Source organism: Mucilaginibacter sp., from assembly GCF_025362475.1.
Classification (GTDB): domain Bacteria; phylum Bacteroidota; class Bacteroidia; order Sphingobacteriales; family Sphingobacteriaceae; genus Mucilaginibacter.
In genome coordinates this window covers 46,346-68,560 of record NZ_JANYGH010000072.1, presented here as the reverse complement: position 1 = coordinate 68,560, position 22,215 = coordinate 46,346, and the positions used below count along the sequence as shown (strand labels likewise).

10 protein-coding genes are annotated in these 22,215 nt (G+C 41.6%); 7 read left to right on the top strand and 3 right to left on the bottom strand.

Annotated features, from left to right (window positions below; translation table 11 throughout):
* The first annotated feature begins 19 nt into the window (after nt 1-19).
* From Q0R88_RS25005 to Q0R88_RS24975, 7 genes are all read left to right on the top strand, one after another.
* Entirely contained in the window at nt 20-1,372 is a 1,353-nt protein-coding gene (locus tag Q0R88_RS25005; protein WP_295721160.1) for a Gfo/Idh/MocA family oxidoreductase, read from the top strand.
* 462 nt (nt 1,373-1,834) lie between these two features.
* The gene (locus Q0R88_RS25000; RefSeq protein ID WP_295721159.1) at nt 1,835-4,888 is read left to right on the top strand and encodes a TonB-dependent receptor; all 3,054 of its coding nucleotides are present in this window, start codon (nt 1,835-1,837) and stop codon (nt 4,886-4,888) included.
* Nucleotides 4,889-4,930: 42 nt separating this feature from the next.
* Nucleotides 4,931-6,445 (top strand): RagB/SusD family nutrient uptake outer membrane protein, encoded by a 1,515-nt coding sequence (locus tag Q0R88_RS24995; RefSeq protein ID WP_295721158.1) that lies wholly within the window; start codon nt 4,931-4,933, stop codon nt 6,443-6,445.
* A 98-nt stretch (nt 6,446-6,543) separates the two neighbouring features.
* Entirely contained in the window at nt 6,544-7,941 is a 1,398-nt protein-coding gene (locus Q0R88_RS24990) for an aryl-sulfate sulfotransferase (protein WP_295721157.1), read from the top strand.
* A 9-nt stretch (nt 7,942-7,950) separates the two neighbouring features.
* Nucleotides 7,951-8,973, top strand: coding sequence for a c-type cytochrome (locus Q0R88_RS24985; RefSeq protein WP_295721155.1), 1,023 nt, complete (start codon nt 7,951-7,953; stop codon nt 8,971-8,973).
* A 155-nt stretch (nt 8,974-9,128) separates the two neighbouring features.
* Nucleotides 9,129-12,116, top strand: a complete 2,988-nt coding sequence (locus Q0R88_RS24980; RefSeq protein WP_295721154.1) for a glycoside hydrolase domain-containing protein — start codon at nt 9,129-9,131, stop codon at nt 12,114-12,116.
* 12 nt (nt 12,117-12,128) lie between these two features.
* Nucleotides 12,129-15,242 carry a DUF5107 domain-containing protein gene (locus tag Q0R88_RS24975; protein ID WP_295721153.1) on the top strand — a complete coding sequence of 1,038 codons (3,114 nt, stop codon included), beginning with the start codon at nt 12,129-12,131 and terminating at the stop codon, nt 15,240-15,242.
* 82 nt (nt 15,243-15,324) lie between these two features.
* Here Q0R88_RS24975 and Q0R88_RS24970 read toward each other — a convergent pair whose 3' ends face one another.
* Genes Q0R88_RS24970 through Q0R88_RS24960 form a run of 3 tightly spaced genes read right to left on the bottom strand, consistent with a single transcriptional unit; the run spans nt 15,325 to nt 22,205 of the window.
* On the bottom strand, nt 15,325-17,514 hold the full coding sequence (locus tag Q0R88_RS24970; RefSeq protein ID WP_295721152.1) for a glycoside hydrolase family 3 N-terminal domain-containing protein: 2,190 nt from the start codon (nt 17,512-17,514) through the stop codon (nt 15,325-15,327).
* A 33-nt stretch (nt 17,515-17,547) separates the two neighbouring features.
* Nucleotides 17,548-18,891 carry a vanadium-dependent haloperoxidase gene (locus tag Q0R88_RS24965; RefSeq protein WP_295721151.1) on the bottom strand — a complete coding sequence of 448 codons (1,344 nt, stop codon included), beginning with the start codon at nt 18,889-18,891 and terminating at the stop codon, nt 17,548-17,550.
* Complete coding sequence (locus Q0R88_RS24960) at nt 18,891-22,205, bottom strand: VCBS repeat-containing protein (protein WP_295721150.1); 3,315 nt, start codon at nt 22,203-22,205, stop codon at nt 18,891-18,893. Before Q0R88_RS24960 ends, Q0R88_RS24965 begins: the two co-directional genes overlap by 1 nt.
* Between the last annotated feature and the right edge of the window lie 10 nt (nt 22,206-22,215).

The window sequence follows — 22,215 nt, the reverse complement described above, 5'->3', positions numbered from 1 at the left end:
GCTAATTATAAAACAATAAATGGAAAGAAGAGAATTTATCAAAAACAGCGCAATAGTTGCCGCAGGATTTAGCATATTACCTACCGGCAGTTTGTTTGCTTCGGCATCAACTAAAGTAAGATTAGGTTACATAGGTGTTGGCGCCCGTGGCATGAGCCACATTGCAGAAGGTTTGCTGCGCGATGATGTTGAGGTGGTGGCTATTTGCGATACACAGGAACATTCGCTAAAAATTTGTCGCGAATACATCGCCAAAAAAGGACATGCCCCGGTAAAAGAATACACCGGCGGTTTGGATGCCTACAAAAAACTGTTAGACCATAAGGATATTGATGCTGTGATCATCGCTACACCATGGCAGTTTCACCACTCACAGGCTATTGATGCCATGAAAGCCGGTAAATATGTAGGCTGTGAAGTTATTGCAGGCCTTACGGTAGAAGATCACTGGGATATTGTGCATACATCCGAAAAAACGGGAATGCCATACATGACCCTGGAAAATGTTTGCTATCGCCGGGATGTAATGGCCGCGCTTAATATGGCACGCCAGAACCTTTTTGGCGAGATCATTCATTTGGAAGGTGGTTACCAGCATAATTTAAGGCCGGTATTATTTAATGATGGTAAAGGCAGTTACGGCAACGCCGGTGTTGAGTTTGGCCCCAACGCGTTAAGCGAAGCACAATGGCGCACCCAATTTAATATAGATGTTGATGGCGATATTTATCCAACTCATGGTGTAGGCCCATGTATGCATTATGCCAATATTAATGCCGGTAATCGTTTTACCAACCTCGTGTCTTTTAGTTCAAAGGCTCGCGGTTTAGGTGCTTACATAGAGGAGCTATCGCCGGGCCATCCCAATGCAAAGATCAACTACAAAAATGGCGACGTAACTACCACCATGATCAACTGCGCAAACGGGGAAACGGTGATGCTAAGCCATGATACACATTTGCCACGTCCGTATTCCTTAGGTTTTAGGGTGCAGGGTACAAAAGGACTTTGGATGGATGTGAACAAGAGCGTCTATATCGATCATCAATCTAAAGAAGATGATTCCTGGGATCCGGCAAAAGTATGGTTTGATAAATACGATCACCCGTTATGGAAGAAATATGAAAAGTTTGCCGAAGGAGCCGGCCATGGCGGTATGGATTGGTTTGTATTCAACGCCTTTGTTGAATCTGTCAAACAGAAAAAGCAAACACCTATTGATGTTTATGATTCAGTTACCATGAGTGTGATCACCCCGTTATCAACCAAATCCTTAAAAGAAGGCAACGCAAGTGTTAATTTCCCTGATTTTACAAAAGGTAAATGGAAGGAAAGGAAAAATACATTTGCGTTGGATGATAGCGGTTTTTAGGTAACAATCCGTACCCACATAGTAACTGTCATCGTTCTGTTCCAGCCTATGGCAAATTGTTGAATCTCAGACTTACGAAGTTTTTAAAACTTCGTAAGTCTTTAGCCACTTGTTATGTACTCTTCAGAGTATCAGGTTTGACGGGCGAAAGCTAATCTTTCCCAACTCCCTCAAAATCAAAAATTTCCGTCACCTTACCAAATTGGGAAGTTTTTGATCCAAAGCCCCCAAAATCTTCTTTAAAAATGGCTTAAATCCTTGCAGATCTGCGCTCCTTGCGCCATTTATTACCTGCAATTTGCTATTTATCAAACGTTTGCGTAATCAAAGTTTCTTCAAAACAAACGTTTGCGCTGTGTTTGCGTGGGCATTTTTAAGCCTATATCTCTAATTTCCAATATTCAAAAACAATCAAACCATTATTAAAACGCAACAATTAATTAATACTAACACCCAAAATGTATGATTAAAATTTACACACAACTTGATCCGGGTTCCTCAAAAAGTACTTTTTCAAAAAAGAAGCTTTATGGTACCCTTTTTAAAATGATCTGCTGTTATCTTTTTTTGCTGCTGCCAACACTGGCAAGTGCACAAACAGTTATCACCGGTAATATTATAGACAAAGGCGGTCCGATTATAGGTGCTACCGTAACGGAAAGGGGAGTTAAAAATACAACCTCTACAGATCTTAACGGGAAGTTTAGAATTACCCTTAAAGGGAATTCAAAAGTGTTGGTTGTATCATATATAGGATACAAAACACAAATGGTAACCTTAGGCAGCTCAAATGAAATAACGGTAACCTTACAGGAAGATCTCAACAAACTCAACGAAGTAGTAGTGGTAGGTTACGGCTCTGTTAAAAAGAGCGACCTTACTGGTTCTGTAAGTTCGGTAAAAAGTGATGACCTTAACCTTGGTGGTACTACATCAAACTTAGGCCAGGCTATACAGGGTAAGGCAGCTGGTGTGCAGGTACAACAATCAAGCTTTGCACCGGGTGGTACTATTTCTATCACCATCAGGGGTGGTAACTCTATTAATACAAGTAATTCGCCATTGTATGTTGTTGATGGTTTTATTACCGATAACGGTAACCAGATAAACCCTAACGATATTGAAGACATCCAGATATTGAAGGATGCGTCTGCAACAGCTATATACGGCTCACGAGGTGGCAATGGTGTGGTGCTTATCACTACTAAAAAAGGGAAAATAGGCAAGGTAGCTATCGATGCTGATGTATCAAACGGGCAGCAGTACTTAACCTACCATCCGTCGTTATTAAACGGGCAGCAGTATACCGATATTCAGAATGCTACAGCTATTGAAGATGGCAAACCGGCTATATTTCCATCAAACTTTCCGTTGGCTAATACAAATTGGTTAAAATCAGCTACACAAAATGCAACGGTGCAAAATCGTAACCTAAGCATCAGCAGTGCTGATAAGGACTCGAAAATTTACGTATCCGGTAATTATCTAAAACAACTCGGGGTATTAAAAAACACCAGCCTGGAAAGATACACTGCAAGAATAGGTGCCGAAAAAACACTTAACGAAAACCTAAAATTAGGCGCTAATTTTTACGGCGCAAGCTCAAACTCAACACTGCAATCTTATTCTGGCGATATTACTGCGCCATTGTTTGGCCTTTTAACTGCACAGCCCAACATCCCGGTTTATAATGCCGATGGTAGTTATTATGTATACCAGGGTAAAAACAATGCCCTGGCAAGTCTTTTGGAGCCAACCAACAAAAGCGGCAGCAAACTAATAAACGGTAACATATCTTTAGATTATACCTTATTTAAAAATCTTACCTACCACTTAGGTGCAGGTAGCGAATACAGCCAGGTTACAGCCGGGCAGTACACCCCAAGAACACTGGTAGCAGGTAAAGCAAACGGTGGTATCGCTAGCGAGCAAATGTCTACTGCCTTTAGATGGTTGGTTGAAAACTATTTGACTTATAAATATAACTTTAAAGACCATGCGTTTACTTTATTGGTAGGTAACTCCAACCAAAGGGATGTTGCTGAATCATTAAGTGCCGGTGCTAAAGGTTTCCCTACTGATGTGTTCCTGTATTACAATCTGAGCGCAGGTTCAACTGTTAACGGTTACAATAGCGGTAAATCAGAATCATCACTTACGGATTATTACGGCAGGTTAAACTATTCATACAAGGATAAGGTTCTGGCAACATTTACTTTAAGGGATGATGCTTCTTCAAAATTTGGTAGCAATTTCAGGCATGGTATTTTCCCATCAGGAGCTTTGGCTTATAAATTTACCGATGAGGATTTTATCAAAAACCTAAATACTTTTTCAAATTTAAAGCTTAGGGTGAGCTATGGTGTTACCGGTAACGACAGGATTAACAACTACCAGTACCTGAGCACATTTGGTAACTATAGCACTGTATTGAGTGATGGTGGACCGCTGCAGGTAGGTATTGAGCCTTCAAGCCTATCAAACCCTAACTTAAAATGGGAAAGTACGGCACAACTTGATGCAGGTTTAGATGTAGGTTTTGCCGATGGCCGTATCAACGCTACTGTTGACGTTTATCGTAAAAAAACCTCCGATTTGTTGATCAATATCCCAATTGGTCAGTGGTGGGGCTTTAGCACCCAGTTAGTAAACGGTGGTGCTATCGAAAACAGGGGTATCGAGCTTTCTGTAAACACGAACAATGTACGTTCAAAAGGCTTTGCCTGGAATACCAGCTTCAATATAGCCTACAACAAACAAAAAGCGTTGGATTTGGGTGGTATCAAAACAATTAGCAGCAATACTGCCAATCCAAGTGGAACCGTTTCTGGTCGTGAGTTTTCAAGACTTGAAGTAGGACAGGAGTTAGGTGAGCTATATGGTTATGTATACGCAGGAGTGCTAAAAACAGGTGAAAGCTATGCACCGCAGCCAAATTCAAAACCGGGCGATCCTAAGTATGCAGATGTTAACGGAGACGGTAAAATAACCCCTGATGATCAAAAATATTTAGGTAATTCAAACCCGCACTTCACTGCAGGTTTTGGCAACGATTTCCATTACAAAGGTTTCGATCTCAACATTTTTATCCAGGGAGCCTTTGGTTATAAATTATTTAACATGAACAGGCTGGTGTTGGAGTCAACAACAAGTACTGATGCATTGAACAGGTTTGTTGCCGGCAAAAACGAAAATACAGATATCCCGCGAGAAGGCTATTTCCTGAGCACTTATGGTGGTTATGTGAACTCCCGTTTTGTTGAAAATGCTTCTTATGCCCGCTTAAAATCAGTTTCATTGGGTTATAGCTTCCCTTCATCATTATTCCAGAACATTAAAATTGTACAGGGGATAAGGATTTATGCCGAAGCGCAGAACCTGATTACCGTAACCAATTATAAAGGTACCGATCCTGAGGTGAACGTTCACACTGGGAATACATCAGGCGGATTGGATTTTAACTCTTTCCCCGCATTCAGAACCTTCGCATTTGGTATTAAAGTATCTGTTCACTAATAAATAAGCATCCCTTAGCGGATCAACATAAAATTAAAGCAAATGAAAAAATATAATATTATCCTGATCGTAGCGGCGATGTTTTTGCAGTTATCCTGTAATAAAAATCTCGACCCAAAGGTATATAGCAGTTTAACCAGTATCAATGCTTTCCGTACACAGTCTGATGCGATAGCTGCGGTAAATGCAGTTTATGCGCGTCTGAAAGGCCCGGCTGTTGGCGATAACTTTGACTATTGGACGGTAAGGCACTTTGCACTTACGGATTTAACTACCGATGTAGGTCACTGTAGCTACAGTGGTGACCCAGGCCAGCTTTCACTGGTTCAATGGAACTCGGCAAATGGGTTATTAGCTGAGGATTGGAAACAGATTTACAAGCTGATAGCTGATGCGAACAACGCAATATATAATGTTTCGGCTATGACAACAATTGGAGCTGATTCGAAAAATCAGTTCCTGTCCGAAATGAAATTTTTGCGCGCTATTGCCTATCTGGATCTTACAGATGCCTGGGGACCTGTAGTATTAGTTACAGAAAAAGATGTGGCTAATCCTAAATATACCAGCCAGCCACCGGTTACACCTGTTGCGCAGATAGATGCCCTTTTAATATCTGACCTGGAAGCGGCCATAAACACTTTGCCTGTTGACTATAAAAGCAATAAAATTTACGCTACAAATGATGTTGGCCGTGCTACAAAGGGAGCAGCCATGACTTTATTGGCTAAATTATATTTACGCCAGCATCAATGGCAAAAAGCGGCCGACCTGACCAAGCAGGTTATGGATCTTAACGTTTACCAGTTATTTCCAACCTATGCAGGCTTATTTAAGGAAGATAACAAATGGTGTTCAGAAAATATCTTTTCGGTATTGAGCGATGCCAACGTTAATGGTACCGAATTATTAAACCACTTTGGCCCGCTTGATCACCCTGTATTAACCGATAGGTGGCAGTATTACGCCGTAACCTGGGATTTTTACAACAGCTACGATGATCAGGACGATCGTAAAAAAATGTTCTTTACAGAGTATGCTGGTGTTGATGGTTTAACCCACAAACAAGCACCAACTTTGGGTGCTACGCCACCGGCAGGTATTTTATACATGCCCGATGTGGCAACCATGAAATATGCCGATCCAAATGGCGCAAATACTTATTATGATGGCCACAGTGTTGATATTTTGCGGTATGCCGATGTATTATTAAGCAGAGCAGAGGCACTAAACGAACTTAACGGCCCCAATGCCGAAAGCATTTCATTAATAAACCTGGTAAAAGCAAGATCGCATGCTAAATTGCTGGTACAAAGCGCTTTTACACAGGCAACATTACGCGATGCACTTTTACAGGAACGTGGCTGGGAGTTATATTACGAAGGCAAAAGACGTGCTGATTTGATGAGGTTTGGTAAATATGCCGAGGTAGTAAATGGCTATCTTAAAAGAACCAGCCAAACGCAAACGGTGGTTATGCCTCGTGATCAGTATTTCCCTTATCCTTTAAACCAGGTTAATATTAACCCTAATTTAAGTAATGCGGGCAGGCAATAAGTATTGTTAGCTTATATCCAGCAACAAGAATATACAGCCTGTAAAGGTTGTATATTCTTTTACCATTTAAAGTAATGAACATTAAAAGCCGGTGTATAATGAAGTATAGGTTTGTGTGTATAGCAATATTGATTGTCGGGGCAATTTTTACAGGTTGTTCAAACAGCAATTTTGTTAAGGAGATACATGTTGGCTTGCACAACAATAATGAATTAAAAATTCAGGTTGATGTAACCACAACCGGGCCCGCCGATGTGTATGTGGAGTATTGGGCTGATAAAACTGACAAAAAATTCAGGTCGGTTCTGTCGAAAAATGCAGTTTCACATTCGCTTGTACTTTGCAATATCATACCCAATACAAATTACGCTTATGATATTGTTACCAGCCATAACGATGTTAAAAGTATAAGCAAAGTATATACTTTTAAATCGCATGAGCTGCAATTGTTTTTACAGGATCAGTTTAACGCTAAAAGCTTGCCTAAAGTACCGCTGCCTGCAGAGTTTAAAAATGGTTTAATGCTCATCAACAAACGCTTCGCACCGGGCGTGGCTTATTTGGTTGACTACCAGGGGCAAATTAAGTGGTATCATATGATTGATAGGCTGGGCTTTAAAGTGCTTCATTTTACAAAGGATAACACCCTGCTTTCTATTTTAGGCAGAAATGACGAGCCTACCAGCTATGGCAGCGAGATACTGGAAATTAATTTACTGGGCGATACGCTGCTGCATCTGAAAAAAGGTCAGGGTGATTTTAAGCAAACCATCCATCACGAGATATTAAAGAATGATAAAGGCCAGCTGGTAACCTTGTTTGTAGATCAAAAAATAATGGATCTGGGTTCCATTGGTGGCGGCAAAAAGGATACGGTAAACGGCGATGGCATTATAGTGATGGATAAAACCGGTAAGCAGGTATGGAAATGGAGTGTGTTTGATGTAATGGATCCTTTGAAAGATCCACATCTGCTTAAAACAAAAAAAGACTGGATGCACGCCAACAGTTTAAACTATGATACCGATGGCAACTACCTGATGTCGTTCTACAACAACGGCCAGATCTGGAAAATTGATTCAAAAACCGGTAAGGTGATCTATAAATTTGGCAAGGGTGGCACCATAGCTATGCCTGCCGAATGCAATTTTACCCAGGCACATGCCGCGCATATCAATCCCCAGGGAAATTTAATGTTTTTTGATAACGGCGTTGAGAAACACCAGTCGGGTGTGTTTGCCATGAAAATTGATGAGCAGGGCAAAAGTTCAAAAATAGCGATGCATTTTCAACTGCCTAAGGAGATTTTTAACGGCCGTATGGGCAGCGCATACATGATTAACGATACAACAACTTTAGTGTGCTGCTCAAAAAGGCACATTATAGTTTTGGCTAACAGTAAAGGCGTTTTACAATGGACGATGGAGACATCCGTACCAACTTACCGAGCCGAATTTATTAAATACAAGCAACTTGATCCTTATTTAAAACCATAGATCATTAAAATGAAAAAGAAATATCAATACATAACGTTCCTGCTCTTTTTGTTTGTTATTGCCAATGCGGCTCAGTTGTTGTCGTCATGTAATAGAGCTAAGGGAGAGCAAGCCAGTGCAGATTCATTAGCTACCAGGGCCGATACTTTGGTTAATATCGATACCTTGAAAATGCCACGCGGTAAATATGGCGCCGCGGTAAGGTATGGCCGCGAACTGATGCTGCATACTGCATATTACATTGGTCCTAATGGTGTCAACGGGCATTATACCGGCAATAAAATGAATTGCACCAACTGCCACCGTGATGCAGGTACAAGGCCCTATGCCTTTAACCTGGTCAGGTCTTTTCGTGATTATCCGCAATATCGGGCAAGGGAGGGGCGGATATTATCACTTGCCGAGCGAATAAACAATTGTGTAATGCGCCCAAATCTGGGCAGGCCTTTACCATTGGATGGTAAGGAAATGATTTCGATAATGGCTTATTTAAAATTCCTGAGCGATTCATCTCATATTGATAATCGTACTAAAGGATTGAAAAACATGACGGTAGAGTTGCCTGAAGTTGCCGCATCCTCAGATCGTGGTGAAAAGCTGTACGTTCATCACTGCGAGCGTTGCCATGCCAAAAACGGAGAGGGTAAAATGCTGGCAAATAATGTATCTTATGAATATCCGCCGGTTTGGGGTTTATTGGCTTACAGACCGGGTTCCAGTATGCACCGGGTGGTTAAACTGGCGCAGTGGTTAAAAAGCAATATGCCATATGATAAAACCACACCCGGTAATGCATTTTTAACCGATGCGGAATCATTGGATATTGCGGCTTTTATTAATGATGATAAAAAGCATAAACGTCCTGTTGCTAAAACAACCAAGGAGGAGGATTATCCTAATTACGAAGAAAAAGCCATAGATTACGATAAGGGGCCTTTTAAAGATCCCTTTACCGAGCAGCAGCATAAATATGGCCCCTATAAGCCTATCATTGATTATTGGGAAGGTAAGGGCATTACTCCGGCTATTTAAAGTAACAAAAACATAGTTCAAATAAGCCAGACCAATTTCGTAGAGACGCGTATTTGTGTCTACCGCTAAACAAGGTCGCCATAGTAACAAATAATGTAACGTTAAAATACCTGTCATTTATAGATAGGTGTACAGATACTGACTAAATTTATACCATGAAAAAACTTTCTTTTGCCATCATCTTCCTGTTAACCGGTTTTGCAGCTTCGGCGCAAAAAATACCATATACCAATTGCGAAGGTTGCTGGCTACCCGATTCTTTGGGAAACCATAGGGTGGTGTTAACCTTTAACGGAACCGGTAAAATTGCTAAAGTAATTATCCCCTGGAGACGCAGGGATACCGACCCTGAAAATAAACTTATAATAATTGAGGATGCTAAAACAAAGCAAAAAATAACCAACATAAAAACCGGATTGATAAACCGCGAAAGCGGCGAACTTTACTTTGAGCCAACATCTGGTAAGGGAACATACTTTGTATATTATATGCCTTATAAAAATGAGGGGCGCTCCAACTACCCTAAAGGCGTATACCTTAAACCAGAAACTAAGGCTTCTGCCGAATGGTTAAGCTTGGTAGGTGCAAATACCAATATTCCAGCCGCCAATGTAAAGGAGTTTCAATCTATAGATGCATTTAATAGTTTTTACCCTATGGAGGTGATAGCTACTAAAGCAGAGACAGACGCATTGATCAGCAAAAATAAAGCAGAACCATTTTTGGTTTTTCCTGAAGATAGGTTGAACTCCATCCGCATGACTAAAGATCTGCCTCAACGCTGGGTTGAGCGTGGGCCGCAGCATACTTATACCGGTGAAGCTGCCCGAGGCGAAAATTTCGCTTTCCAGTTGGGTATTTATGCCTTGCAAAATATCAAAAATGTAAGCGTTACTTTTAGTGGCCTTACTTCGCCAACAGGCAAATCCATCCCATCATCTGCTTTGTTTTGTATCAATACCAATGGTACTACCTATGATGCAAAGCCATTAACTAAAACGGTAAATGTAACGGCTGGCGAGATACAGGCTTTATGGTGTGGCGTTGATGTGCCAGCGAGTGCTTTACCTTCAATTTACACTGGCAAAGCTACCATCAGTATAGACGGAAAAACGGCGAAAATAGTTACGATATCCATAAAAGTTAACAACAAAATATCCAAAGATGGCGGCGTAAACGAGCCCTATAAAATGACAAGGCTTGGTTGGTTAAACTCCACCATGGCGCAGCAAAATACGGTTATAGCTCCTTATACACCATTGGCTATAACCGGTAATACCGTTAGCCTGTTGGGCAGAAAGGTAGAAGTAAATAAAGACGGTTTCCCTAAGCAGATCCAAACTTATTTTACGCCCGAAATGACGGAATATGCAACCACACCTAATAACCTGTTAACGGAAGGTATTCATTTCCATTTTATTAACGCCGCAGGTAATAAAATGAACCTGAAAAGCCAGGGTGTACAGTTCACTAAAAAGGAAGCCGGTACAGTGCAATGGACGGCAGTAAGTACCAACGATACTTTACAAATGACAGTGTCCGCGTCGCTGGAGTTTGATGGTTTTATAGCCTATACCGTAAAAGTGAAGGCCCTGCAGGATGTGAGCTTAAAAGACATCACCATGCATATCCCTTTTAAAAAGGATTATGCCAAATACATGATCGGCCTTGGTCAAAAAGGTGGCAATCGTCCCGAAAACTTTGAGTGGAAGTGGGATGTGGCCCATAAAAATCAGGATGGTGCCTGGGTAGGCAACGTAAACGGAGGTTTGCAGTATTCCCTGCGCGATGAAAAATATGTTCGTCCGCTGAACACCAATTTCTACCTGCAAAAACCATTAATCCTGCCATCATCATGGGGCAATGATAACAAAGGCGGTATCAAAATAGCTGATGACGGCAAGGCGGTGCTGGCTAACAACTACAGCGGCGAAAGAAACCTGAAAAAGGGCGAGGAGCTGTATTATAATTTCACGTTGTTAATTACACCGTTCCATACCATTAATACCGATTTTCAGTGGGTAACAAGGTTTTATCACGCTTACAAACCCATTGATACTATTAAAGAGGCAGGTGCAACACTTATCAATATTCACCATGCTACTGCTATAAACCCAACTATCAATTACCCGTTTATCGCCTGGCAAAAAATGAAAGCCTATGATGACTCGGCTCATGCAGCAGGATTAAAAGTTAAAATATATAATACCATCCGTGAGCTATCCAACCATGCTTATGAAACATTTGCTTTAAGGAGCCTGGGTCACGAGATCTATTCGCCCGGTAAAGGCGGAGGTTTCAGCTGGCTGCAGGAACACATAGGCGATGACTACATTGCCGCCTGGTTTGTTCCCGAAATTAAGGACGCGGCCATTATCAACAGCGGCATGAACCGCTGGCATAACTACTACGTGGAGGGCATGAACTGGTTAACCCAAAATGTAGGAATCGACGGTATTTATTTAGATGATGTGGCTTTTGACCGTGTTACCATGAAACGTGTAAAACGTGTGCTGACAAAGGATGGTCACCCCGGTATTATTGATCTTCATTCGGCCAATCAATACAACAAAAGCGATGGTTTTAATAACAGCGCAAACCTGTATATGGAGCACTTTCCATACTTAAACCGTCTTTGGTTTGGTGAATATTTTGATTACGAGAAAAACGATCCTGATTTTTTCCTGACCGAAGTAAGTGGTATTCCATTTGGTTTAATGGGAGAGATGCTGCAGGGCGGTGGTAACAAATGGCGAGGTATGGTTTATGGTATGACCAACCGCATGCCATGGAGTGATGGTGCAGATCCGCGCCCGATCTGGAAAGCCTGGGATAATTTCGGGATGAAGGGCACTAAGATGATAGGCTATTGGGTTGATGATAATCCTGTAAAAACCGATAACCCTAAAGTACTGGCTACTGTTTATAAAAAAGCAGGGGCGGTTATGGTATCTGTAGCCAGTTGGGAAAACGGAGATACTGATTTTCAGTTAAAGATTGATTGGGCGAAGTTGGGTATTAATCCGGCTAAAGCAACTATTACGGCACCAGAGATCAAAAGCTTTCAGCCTGCAAAAACATTTGGTTTGAATGAAAAAATTCCGGTTGAAAAGGGTAAAGGCTGGTTATTGATCATTAAGTAAAGCTTAGTTCTCATGAAAAAACGATGGTTGATAGCCGTATGCATTTGCATAGGCAACTTAAATGCTTTTGCCCAGCAGGACGCGAGCATTAAGGAATACAACAAAACTATAACTACTTATCCATTCGCAGATCCTAACCCAATCCCGGCGTTTACCAACATTTATCCCTATTTCCGTTACGATGGATTTACGGATAAGCCGGTGCAAAAGGAATGGAAGGTTGTGGAACTGGAAAACGAATATATAAAACTGACCATCTTGCCGCAGATAGGCGGCAAGATCTGGTCGGCTATTGAAAAGTCAACAGGTAAGCCCATTGTTTATGAAAATCATGTAGTAAAGTTTAGGGATATTGCCATGCGTGGCCCCTGGACAAGTGGAGGTATCGAACCAAATTATGGCATCATTGGGCATACACCCAATTCGGTTACGCCGGTTGATTACCTGGTGCGCAAAAATGCTGATGGAAGTGTAAGCTGTATCATTAGTGTACTTGATCTGCTAACCCGCACTACCTGGACTATGGAGGTTAACCTGCCCAAAGATAAAGCCTATTTTACTACAAAATCATTCTGGTATAATTCTACTCCAATAGAGGAGCCTTATTATCACTGGATGAACACCGGTATAAAAACCAAGGGAAACCTGCAATATATTTTCCCGGGCACCAATTACCTGGGTCACGAGGGAGAATATAGCGATTGGCCTGTAAACAGGCAAAACGGTAAGAATATATCCTTCTATGAGAACAATAATTTCGGCGGTTATAAGTCATATCATGTGTTTGGCAAGTACACCGATTTTTTTGGCGCTTACTGGCACGATGATGATTTCGGCATGGCCCGTTATGGCGGGCATGAAGATAAAGTCGGCAAAAAGATCTGGATCTGGGGACTGTCTGACCAGGGGATGATCTGGGAAAAACTGCTCACTGATCATGATGGCCAATACTCCGAGATCCAATCGGGCAGGTTGTTTAATCAAACTGCGGTAAAAAGTACATTTACTCCCTTTAAACACAAAAGTTTCGCGCCGGGCGCTTCAGATTCCTGGACCGAGTACTGGTATCCTGTAATGAAAACAAAAGGATTTGTACAGGCTAATAACTATGGCGCGTTAAATGTGATAGCTCATAATGGCTGGTTGAAATTATACTTCAACCCTGTACAAAGGATAGATGATGTACTGGAAGTTAAACAAGGGGATAAGGTTATTTACAACAAAAAACTTTCGCTAAACCCGCTTCAGGTCTTTGCCGACTCCATAAAGGCAAGCGCTGGAGATGTTGTTGTTTCATTGGGCGTCAACAAACTAACGTATCAATCTAAACCAAGTGCAGATAATTTAAATCGCCCGCTTGATTTGCCTAAGGATTTTGACTGGAACAGCGCATATGGGCTATACACCCAGGGTAAGGAGTTTATGGATCAGAAAATGTATCCATCTGCCGAAGAAAAACTACAGGCTGCGCTAAAAAAAGACGCTTACTTTTTGCCTGCCCTGGTACAAATGGCCGAACTGCAATTTCATAATATGCGTTATGCCGATGCTTTAAACTATGCCAAAACAGCATTGAGTATTAATACCAATGATGCCGCGGCAAATTATTATTACGGCATTATCAATGCGCAAATGGGCAATGTAGTTGATGCCAAAGATGGTTTTGATATGGCATCTTTATCGGTTGAATACCGTAATGCGGCGTACTCGGCTTTAAGTGGTCTTTATCTCCGGGAAAAGAATTATTCAAAAGCGTTGGAATTTGCTTCAAAAGCTTTGGATTTTAATCGGTTCGATATTTCGTCATTACAGGTACAGGCCATTGCTTACCGCAATTTAAATGATCACAAAAATGCCATACAGATATTGGATACCATATTAACTTACGAACCGCTTAATCATTTTGCAAGGTTTGAAAAGTATTTATGGCAATCATCCCAGGAAAATAAAACCAGCTTTACATCCATGATCCGTAATGAGCAACCTATTGAAAGCTATTTAGAACTGGCAGATAGCTATCATAAAAATGGCTGCTATGATGAAAGCGAAAAGGTTTTACAACTATCGCCTGCAAATGCTTTGGTTAATTATAAACTGGCTTTTTTGCAAAGTAGGGCGGGCAAACCATTTACACTGTTTTTAGATAAAGCGAATGCTTCAACAGCTGCTTTTGTATTTCCATTCCGCAACAGTGATGAAGAAGTATTGCAATGGGCTATGCAGCAAAACAATAACTGGAAACCGAAATATTTCCTGGCATTGTTATACAAGGATCGAAACCGCATTGATGAAAGCAAAAAGTTGTTTGCTCAATGTGCTTACGAGCCAGATTTTGCACCTTTTTACGCCGCCCGTGCAGCGATGTTAATGGGAGATGCAAATGATGTGGCTGATTTGAAAATGGCGGTAAAATTGGATAAGGGCTGGCGTTACAATAAATTATTAGGAGAATATTATGTAAGCCATAACCAATATGCAAACGCTTTGACTACCGTTGAGCCTTTTTACAAATCGCGCCCGGACAATTATATCATTGGTATTTTATATGCTAAAACGCTGCTGTTAAACAAGCGTTACCATGAATGCGGTATACTTTTATCTCATTTAGATATTTTACCTTTTGAGGGAGCAACCATTGGCAGGGAACTATACCGGGAAACCGAGCTGATGCAAGCCGTTCAAAAGATGGGGTCTAAAAGTTATAGCAGTGCTTTAAACTTCATTAATGAGGCAAAAAAATGGCCTGCTAATTTAGGTGTGGGCAAACCATATGCCGAAAATTTAGATGAGCGTTTAGAAGATTGGATGAGCTACCAATGTTATCTTAAAATGGGTAAAAACGATGAGGCAAAGCAATACCTGCAAAAGATCATCGCTTTTAATCCCAAAACAGAAAACACGGTAAGTAACTTTTTGCCGGCTAATCATTTAGTAACCGCATGGGCTATTGAAAAACAAGAGGGTAGGGACAAGGCATTAGCATGGCTTAATGAGGAGATTAAACAATACCCGGATGATTTAGTACTGCAATGGTGCAAACAAGTATTTGCTGGCGTTCAGCCTCAACAAACTGATATCAGCGATTCGGGGATCCGTATATTGGAAAGCTTAATGCAGGATAAATAAATATCGACTTTTCTAAACCTATATTACTATGAACAAAAACGGGCCCCAAAAGGCCCGTTTTGTTTGAAATGATCTTGTTTAATTATTTACCAGTGATCTTAAAGTCGGCTGTTAGCTTTTCGTCAGCCGAATTGCTACCCAAAATCAGCTTGTAATCGCCTGGATAAAGCTTCCAATTGTGTTTTTGCAAATCCCATTTCTGAAGTTCTTTAACCGGGATTTTTATGGTGACAAGTTGCTCATTCCCTTTGGAAACGGTAACTCTTTTAAAACCCTTCAGTTCTTTTATTGGCATCCTATCCAGATTTGGATACTTGATATAGGCCTGCACAACCTCATCTGCATCCATGTTGCCGGTGTTTTTAACCTTAACGGTCATGCTAATACTATCTTTCGCTGTGTATTGTTTTGGCAGCGCTGAAGCAGCCTCGTAGCTGAAAGTAGTATAGCTTAAGCCAAAGCCAAAAGGATATTGAACAGGTCCGTTAAAATACCGGTAGGTACGGCCTTTCATGCTATAACTTTCATATTTTGGCAAATCATTAACCGAGTTATAAAACGTAAGCGGCAGGTGACCAGACGGACTGATTTTACCGAACACAATATCGGCCAGTGCGTTACCGCCTTGTTCGCCGGGGTACCAGGCAAATATAATGGCATCAGCATATGGAGCAATAGCCGAAACATCTACATCGCTACCTGCAGTAATTACGGCAATGATTGGTTTTTTAACGCCCTTTCTAAGAGCCTTCATGAAGGCTATTTCGCTTGCGGGCAGGCTCAGGTTCTTTTTATCGCCGCCAGATTCGGCCAGGAAAGCATCGCCTGCTTCACCTTCCAACACGGGTGATAAACCAATTACGGCAATTGTAACGTCGGCATTCCCTGCACCCCAGATACCACCAAAGTGAGTTGTATCTCTATAATCGCAACCAAGATCATATTCCACACGGGTTGCCGGATCAACTGCGGCTGTGATGCCTTCTACAAAATTTACCACTTTACTGCTTACGCCATGGTAACTGCCTATCATCGCATCTAAAGCTGCGGCGTTGGGGCCCAGTACCATAAAGCTAGAGTATTGACCTGGTTTGAAAGGCAATATGTTATTGTCGTTTTTTAGCAACACCATGCTCTGTTGGGCAACTTTACGCGCCAGTGCTATATGCTGCGCGTTATGGATACTATCTGCACCATATGTTTTAAACGGACTTGCAGCCGCATCATCAAAAAAGCCAAGTTTAAATTGGGTTTTCAGCAGGTGGGCAAGGGCAACGTCAACTTCTTTTTCGGTTAATAATTTTTGCTGTACCGCCTTAACAATGTCATTCTGAAAAATGGATGAGCAATCAAGATCAATACCTGCTTTAATTGCGGCGGCAGCGGTTTCGGTTGCTGTGGGTATGGTTTTATGGGCCAAAAACACATCGTCTAATGCGCCGCAATCGGTTACTACGTGACCTTTAAAGCCCCATTCGTTCCTTAAAATGTCGGTAACCAAATTTTTGTTAACGGAGTTTGGTACACCATTAATGCTGTTATAGGCCGTCATTACCGATTCAACACCCGAGTTAACCAGGGCATGGAAAGCATACAGGTAAGTTTCGCGCATGTCTTTTTCATCAACAATGGCATCAAATGAATCGCGGGTAGCCTCTGGCCCGCTATGAGCTGCGAAGTGTTTTGCAGTAGCCGATGCTTTCAAATAACGGGGATTGGTTCCCTGCATACCTTTTACAAACGCCGAGCCAATGTGCGCCGTTAAAAATGGGTCTTCACCATATGTTTCCTGCCCACGGCCCCATCTCGGATCGCGGAAAATATTGATATTAGGCGTCCAAAAGGTGAGGCCCATGTATTGCAAATGACGATCCATGGCTGTAGATACATTGTATTTTGCCCTGGCCTCTGTTGATATCACGTTAGAAACAGAATCAACCAAACTTTCATTAAAGGTTGCCGCCATACCAATAGCCTGTGGAAATATGGTTGCTTCACCTGCGCGGGCTACACCGTGCAGGCCTTCGTTCCACCAATTATAGGCCGGGATGCCTAAACGTGGCACGGCTTTACTCCGGTAACCTAATAAGGAAACTTTTTCTTCTAAGGTTAATTTAGATATCAAATCCTTCGTTCTTGATTCAATCGATTGCGAGGCATCTTTATAAATAACAGTTTTTTGTGCCATAACCGGCAATGATGCCAACAAAAAAGCGCTGCCTAAAAAGCAGGCCGCACTCTTTTTTATTAATTTTTGTGCTGTACAATTCATTCTTTGGTGGATGTTTATGTAGATATAGGAAGATTATTTAGTTTGCGGCAAGATACCAGCTTTTTTTATTTTGACGATAATTCCGGCTGCAACTTCTTTACCTTGTTTGTTCCCTTTTTCAATACTTTCCATATAATGGATGCCGCCGTAAAACCGGGACATTGATGCCTCAGCTGCCGCCTCGCGGAATGATTTAAAATCGCGCTGACTGCTGCCGAAGGGGATTTCTGTATTATCGGTATAAGCAAAGTTATCACCCAGTAAATAGGTGAGCAATTCGGCAGATGCATTGGAGATAACCGCATGGCCGCTGGTATACTCCGGAAATGGGGGAGTTTGCAAAACGGGCTGCCATTTTACATCCATATACCGGTTAATATAAGTTTCGGGGCGGATGCGGTTACTGGTAAATTTTTCTTCCCAGCAGCTTATAAAGGCATCCATCAGTGTAACGCCTTCTAAGGCGGTTACCATTACAGCGTGATCAAAATCAAGGTGCGCTTGTTTGGTAACCAGTCCTGTTATATGCATCCAATGCCCACCCGGACTTATTTTTTTATAACCGATAGCCATATGGCCGGAGGTAGTAATGGCGAATGGGTTACAATCCCAAAACAATGCTATATTAATTTGTTCAGTTGTGAGATTTTTAGAGACCTGGTAAACTGCCTTTACCTGTTTATAAAATGCCGATGTGGTATCCTTGCTAAAAGGAATTAAAGGCGTTAGTTTATACTGATTGGCCGAATCAATCACCATAGTGCGGATGGTACGCCAGTTTGGTTCAACGGCTTCAAAATAACCCGGAGGCGTAGGATACCATTTACTTTCATCCTTTATAGGCGTATATCTTTTAAGTGCGCTAAGCTTGCTGTAATGGTCTGATTTTGAAAAACCTACCGCAACCTTAGATGCAAGTTCTGCCACTTTAACAGAATTGTCAATTATTTTTTGATCAACCTTGGTTTTTTGAAGCAGCTGAATAAACGCGTCTTCATCATCCTTGAGCATAAAGCCTGATGGCAGCATAAGTTTGCCGGTTTCCAGGATGCTGTAATAGGCGGCTATTTTATAATCATACCTGGTGTGGATAGTATCTAAGCTGTTGTTGGGTTTATAATCCTTAATGAATTTTTGCAATTCGGGTATGGTTTTATTGTTGGCGGCAACAATATTGTAAGCACCCAGCATTGAGTAGGCATAGTAGCGTGCAGCAACCGGCGGACTAACCACATCATGCACCATCACCATTGTTACGGCGTTCACCGCATGGTCTGGCTGCAAATAATCCGGATAATTATTCTTAATGTTTTGAGCGTAACACTGCTGAGCAGTTATAGCACAAAGCACAATAAATGATTTTTTTAAGTAATTCATTATTCTTTATAAAATTGAAGCGGCCCATCGCTTATGCCTATCAGCAAGTACGGAGTTTTGTTAACGTTGATCTCTACAGCCGATTTTACATCGCCCATAACCGAAAGTCCGGATGATGACTGATCTATATATATAAATCCGCCTTTGCCATCGCCTTTAAGCAGGCAGCCATAGTTGGCATCAATACTTCCAATTTTAAGACGATTGTCTGAATGATTACCTAACAATAGCAAATCTGTATGCCCATCATGATCAAAATCGCCGGTTATGATCTGGCTCACCGGTGCAAACTGTGCTTCCATTGGTAAAGCAGCAGCAGTAAGCTTGCCATTGGTATTGATGAAAAGCGTAGTTTTTATATTATTAATGACCAGCTTTCCGGCTTTGGCCAGGTCATCGGCACTAAAAATTTCATTAATGGTGGCGTCGGCGTACATCTTGTAGGAGTTGAACTTCCTGCGCATGGGATAAATCTGTTCGTTCAGTTCATCCCTGCTTACAAAAGGGTAGCTTTTGCCCAGGATATAAAAGTTAAAGAAAGGGTCGATAGAGCCATTGTTATCCAGATCGGTAAAATACATTTCGGCAGGTTCCTTATCAGTTGCCCTGATCTGGGTGTTTAAGCCCAGGTTGCCAGCTATCAAGTCGGGCTTACCATCGCCGTTTACATCGGCGAAGGAAATTTTATTCCAGAATCCTTTTTGAGGGGCATCAAAATAATCACTGGTTTTGTCTATGAATCCGTCTTTGGTATTTATAAAGATAGTTATCGGCATAAATTCACCGCATAATACCAAATCTTTGCGGCCGTCATTATTCATATCAATCCATTGTGCATCGGTAATCATTCCACTTTTGTTGAATGGGATAGGTGCGGCTGTGAATTTACCTTTGCCATCATTTACCAACAGATAACTTTGCGGAGCAACCGGGTATTGGCCCGGTATTACCCTGCCACCTACAAAAAGATCAATATCTCCATCGCCATCAAAATCGCAGGGTTTTACAACAGATTTACTGTTGGCATTAAGCACAGGTAAGGCAGTAGGCGAGAGTACAAATCGCCCGTTACCTTCATTAATATAAAGTTCATCCTGCAAATCGGCGGTATTGGGTTCATATAAGGAATAACCGCCTTTTGCAATGTACAGATCGGGTTTGCCATCGCCATTGGCATCAAAAAATGCCGCTGCCGATGTAGTGCCCATGTTATCAGTATTGCCGCGAATGATATCTTTGGTTACGTATTTGCCCCCTGCCTGTTGCAGAAACAATTTACCCGGACTATCCTTTTCTCCGCTGACAAACAAATCCTCCAGGCCGTCGCCATTTACATCGGCTTTTGCAATAACAGGAGCAGCTTTGGAGTACATGAACAGCATCAATAACTGGCGTTTAAAATCGTTAAGGGTGATCTCTTCGGGTTTAAAATCGATAATAGGCTCCGTATGTTTAAAAACGGTTTTCTTTACAATACTCCCCTGGTTAAATGACTTTTCTGTTGGTTGATAGTTAATGGTCAATAATTGATTAGCATTCACATCCCTCAGCAACTGCGAAGAATTATCGGGCCAGATGACGCGTACAGAATCGACTTTTTTGATATCGCCTAAACCAAAATTCAACGTAGTTGATACACATGAAAGATATCCCCGGTTTGGGTTTACTTCCTGGTACTGTATGTTTTTACCTGTGTAAACACTCACCTTGGCGCCAATAGCATTGGTGTTTTTACCTGTGCCTTTTAATTTAACAGCCAGGTAAGAGGTGTTGTTATTATCCCGGCTCATGTTTTGATAAACGGATGCGGGCTGATTGATGTTATTTACAACAAGGTCCAGGTCGCCGTCATTATCCAGATCCACGTACACAGCACCGTTTGAAATATTTTGTTGATTAAGACCCCACTCCACCTGTTTGTTGGTAAAGGTAAGGTCGTGGTTGTTTCTGAAAATGTAATCGGGTACGGATGTTGAGGGCATCGCCATTACCAGGTCCATCAGACGGAATGGTTCGCCGGCCACTGCTTTTTTTATTTTGTAATCGCCCCAATAGCGTAAAAAGTCTTTGTTGGTGTAATCTCTCAAATACCCGTTGGTGATAAATATATCCTTGTATCCATCGTTGTCAAAATCTGCAATGAGGGGGCACCAGCTCCAATCGGTATTGGAAACGCCGGCTAATTGTGCTATTTCGCTGAATGTGCCGTCGCCATTGTTAAGCTGTAGCATATTACGCATATATTGTTTGTAAAGTCCTTGGTTTTGCATTAGTGCAAAAGACTCATAGTTTTCTTCTAATTGTAATGATTTTTGCCTGTGGTTATCCTCGGGCAACATATCAAGGGTCATAATATCGGGCAAGCCGTCATTATTAAAATCGGCAATATCAACACCCATAGAAAAGTGCGACATGTGCCTGAGCATATCTTTTGATTTTTCGCTAAACGTACCGTCGTGGTTATTGATGTAAATGTAATCAGGTTCGTTATAATCGTTGGTTACATAAATATCGGGCCAGCCATCTTTATTGATATCGGCAATGGCCACACCCAAGCCAAAGGTGAGTGGATTTTGTACTATGCCGGCTGCTTTTGATACATCGGTAAAATGTCCGTTATCATTTTTGAAAAGTTTATTACTGGCCAAATCATCAGTTTGATTTTTATAGCGGGCCAGTTCCATATTATCTATTTTTTTGATGTTATGATTCAGCAGGAACATATCCAGGTCGCCATCATTATCATAATCAAAAAAAACAGCCTGCGTACTATATCCGGGGTCGGCCAGGCCGTAGGCTTTGGCTTCTTCCTTAAATTTGTTATTTCCCTGGTTTATAAATAATTGGTTGCTGCGGGTTTCGTTATCTGTTTTACCAGAGTAGCAAACATAAATATCTAACAATCCATCGCCATTAACGTCGGCCATGGTAACGCCTGTTTTCCATGAATCTGGTCTGCCACCCAATTCCGGGCTGGCATCACTGGTGATATCCTTGAATTTCATGTGTCCCAAATTCAAATAAAGCTTATTAGGCTTCATATTCCCTGTGAACATGAGGTCGGGCAAACCATCGTTATTAATATCGCCAACAGCTACGCCGCCACCATTGTAAAAATACTCATATGATAAAACGTTAAGCGATTCGGTCTCGTTAATATCATTGCTGAATTTAATATTGGTTTCTTTACTGTTCAGCAGTTTAAATAAGGGTTGCTGGGAGTAGGAGGTAAGAGATGACAAACAAAGTGCCGCAGTTGCTACAGCAACGGGGCTGAACATACCTTTAGGAGAATATAAATTAAAAAGGGACATAAGTACTTTA

Bases quoted from the DNA above. Each gene is read 5' to 3' on its own strand.
- Q0R88_RS25005 (WP_295721160.1), top strand. From the start codon at position 20: ATGGAAAGAAGAGAATTTATCAAAAACAGCGCAATAGTTGCCGCAGGA.
- Q0R88_RS25000 (WP_295721159.1), top strand. From the start codon at position 1,835: ATGATTAAAATTTACACACAACTTGATCCGGGTTCCTCAAAAAGTACT.
- Q0R88_RS24995 (WP_295721158.1), top strand. From the start codon at position 4,931: ATGAAAAAATATAATATTATCCTGATCGTAGCGGCGATGTTTTTGCAG.
- Q0R88_RS24990 (WP_295721157.1), top strand. From the start codon at position 6,544: ATGAAGTATAGGTTTGTGTGTATAGCAATATTGATTGTCGGGGCAATT.
- Q0R88_RS24985 (WP_295721155.1), top strand. From the start codon at position 7,951: ATGAAAAAGAAATATCAATACATAACGTTCCTGCTCTTTTTGTTTGTT.
- Q0R88_RS24980 (WP_295721154.1), top strand. From the start codon at position 9,129: ATGAAAAAACTTTCTTTTGCCATCATCTTCCTGTTAACCGGTTTTGCA.
- Q0R88_RS24975 (WP_295721153.1), top strand. From the start codon at position 12,129: ATGAAAAAACGATGGTTGATAGCCGTATGCATTTGCATAGGCAACTTA.
- Q0R88_RS24970 (WP_295721152.1), bottom strand. From the start codon at position 17,514: ATGAATTGTACAGCACAAAAATTAATAAAAAAGAGTGCGGCCTGCTTT.
- Q0R88_RS24965 (WP_295721151.1), bottom strand. From the start codon at position 18,891: ATGAATTACTTAAAAAAATCATTTATTGTGCTTTGTGCTATAACTGCT.
- Q0R88_RS24960 (WP_295721150.1), bottom strand. From the start codon at position 22,205: ATGTCCCTTTTTAATTTATATTCTCCTAAAGGTATGTTCAGCCCCGTT.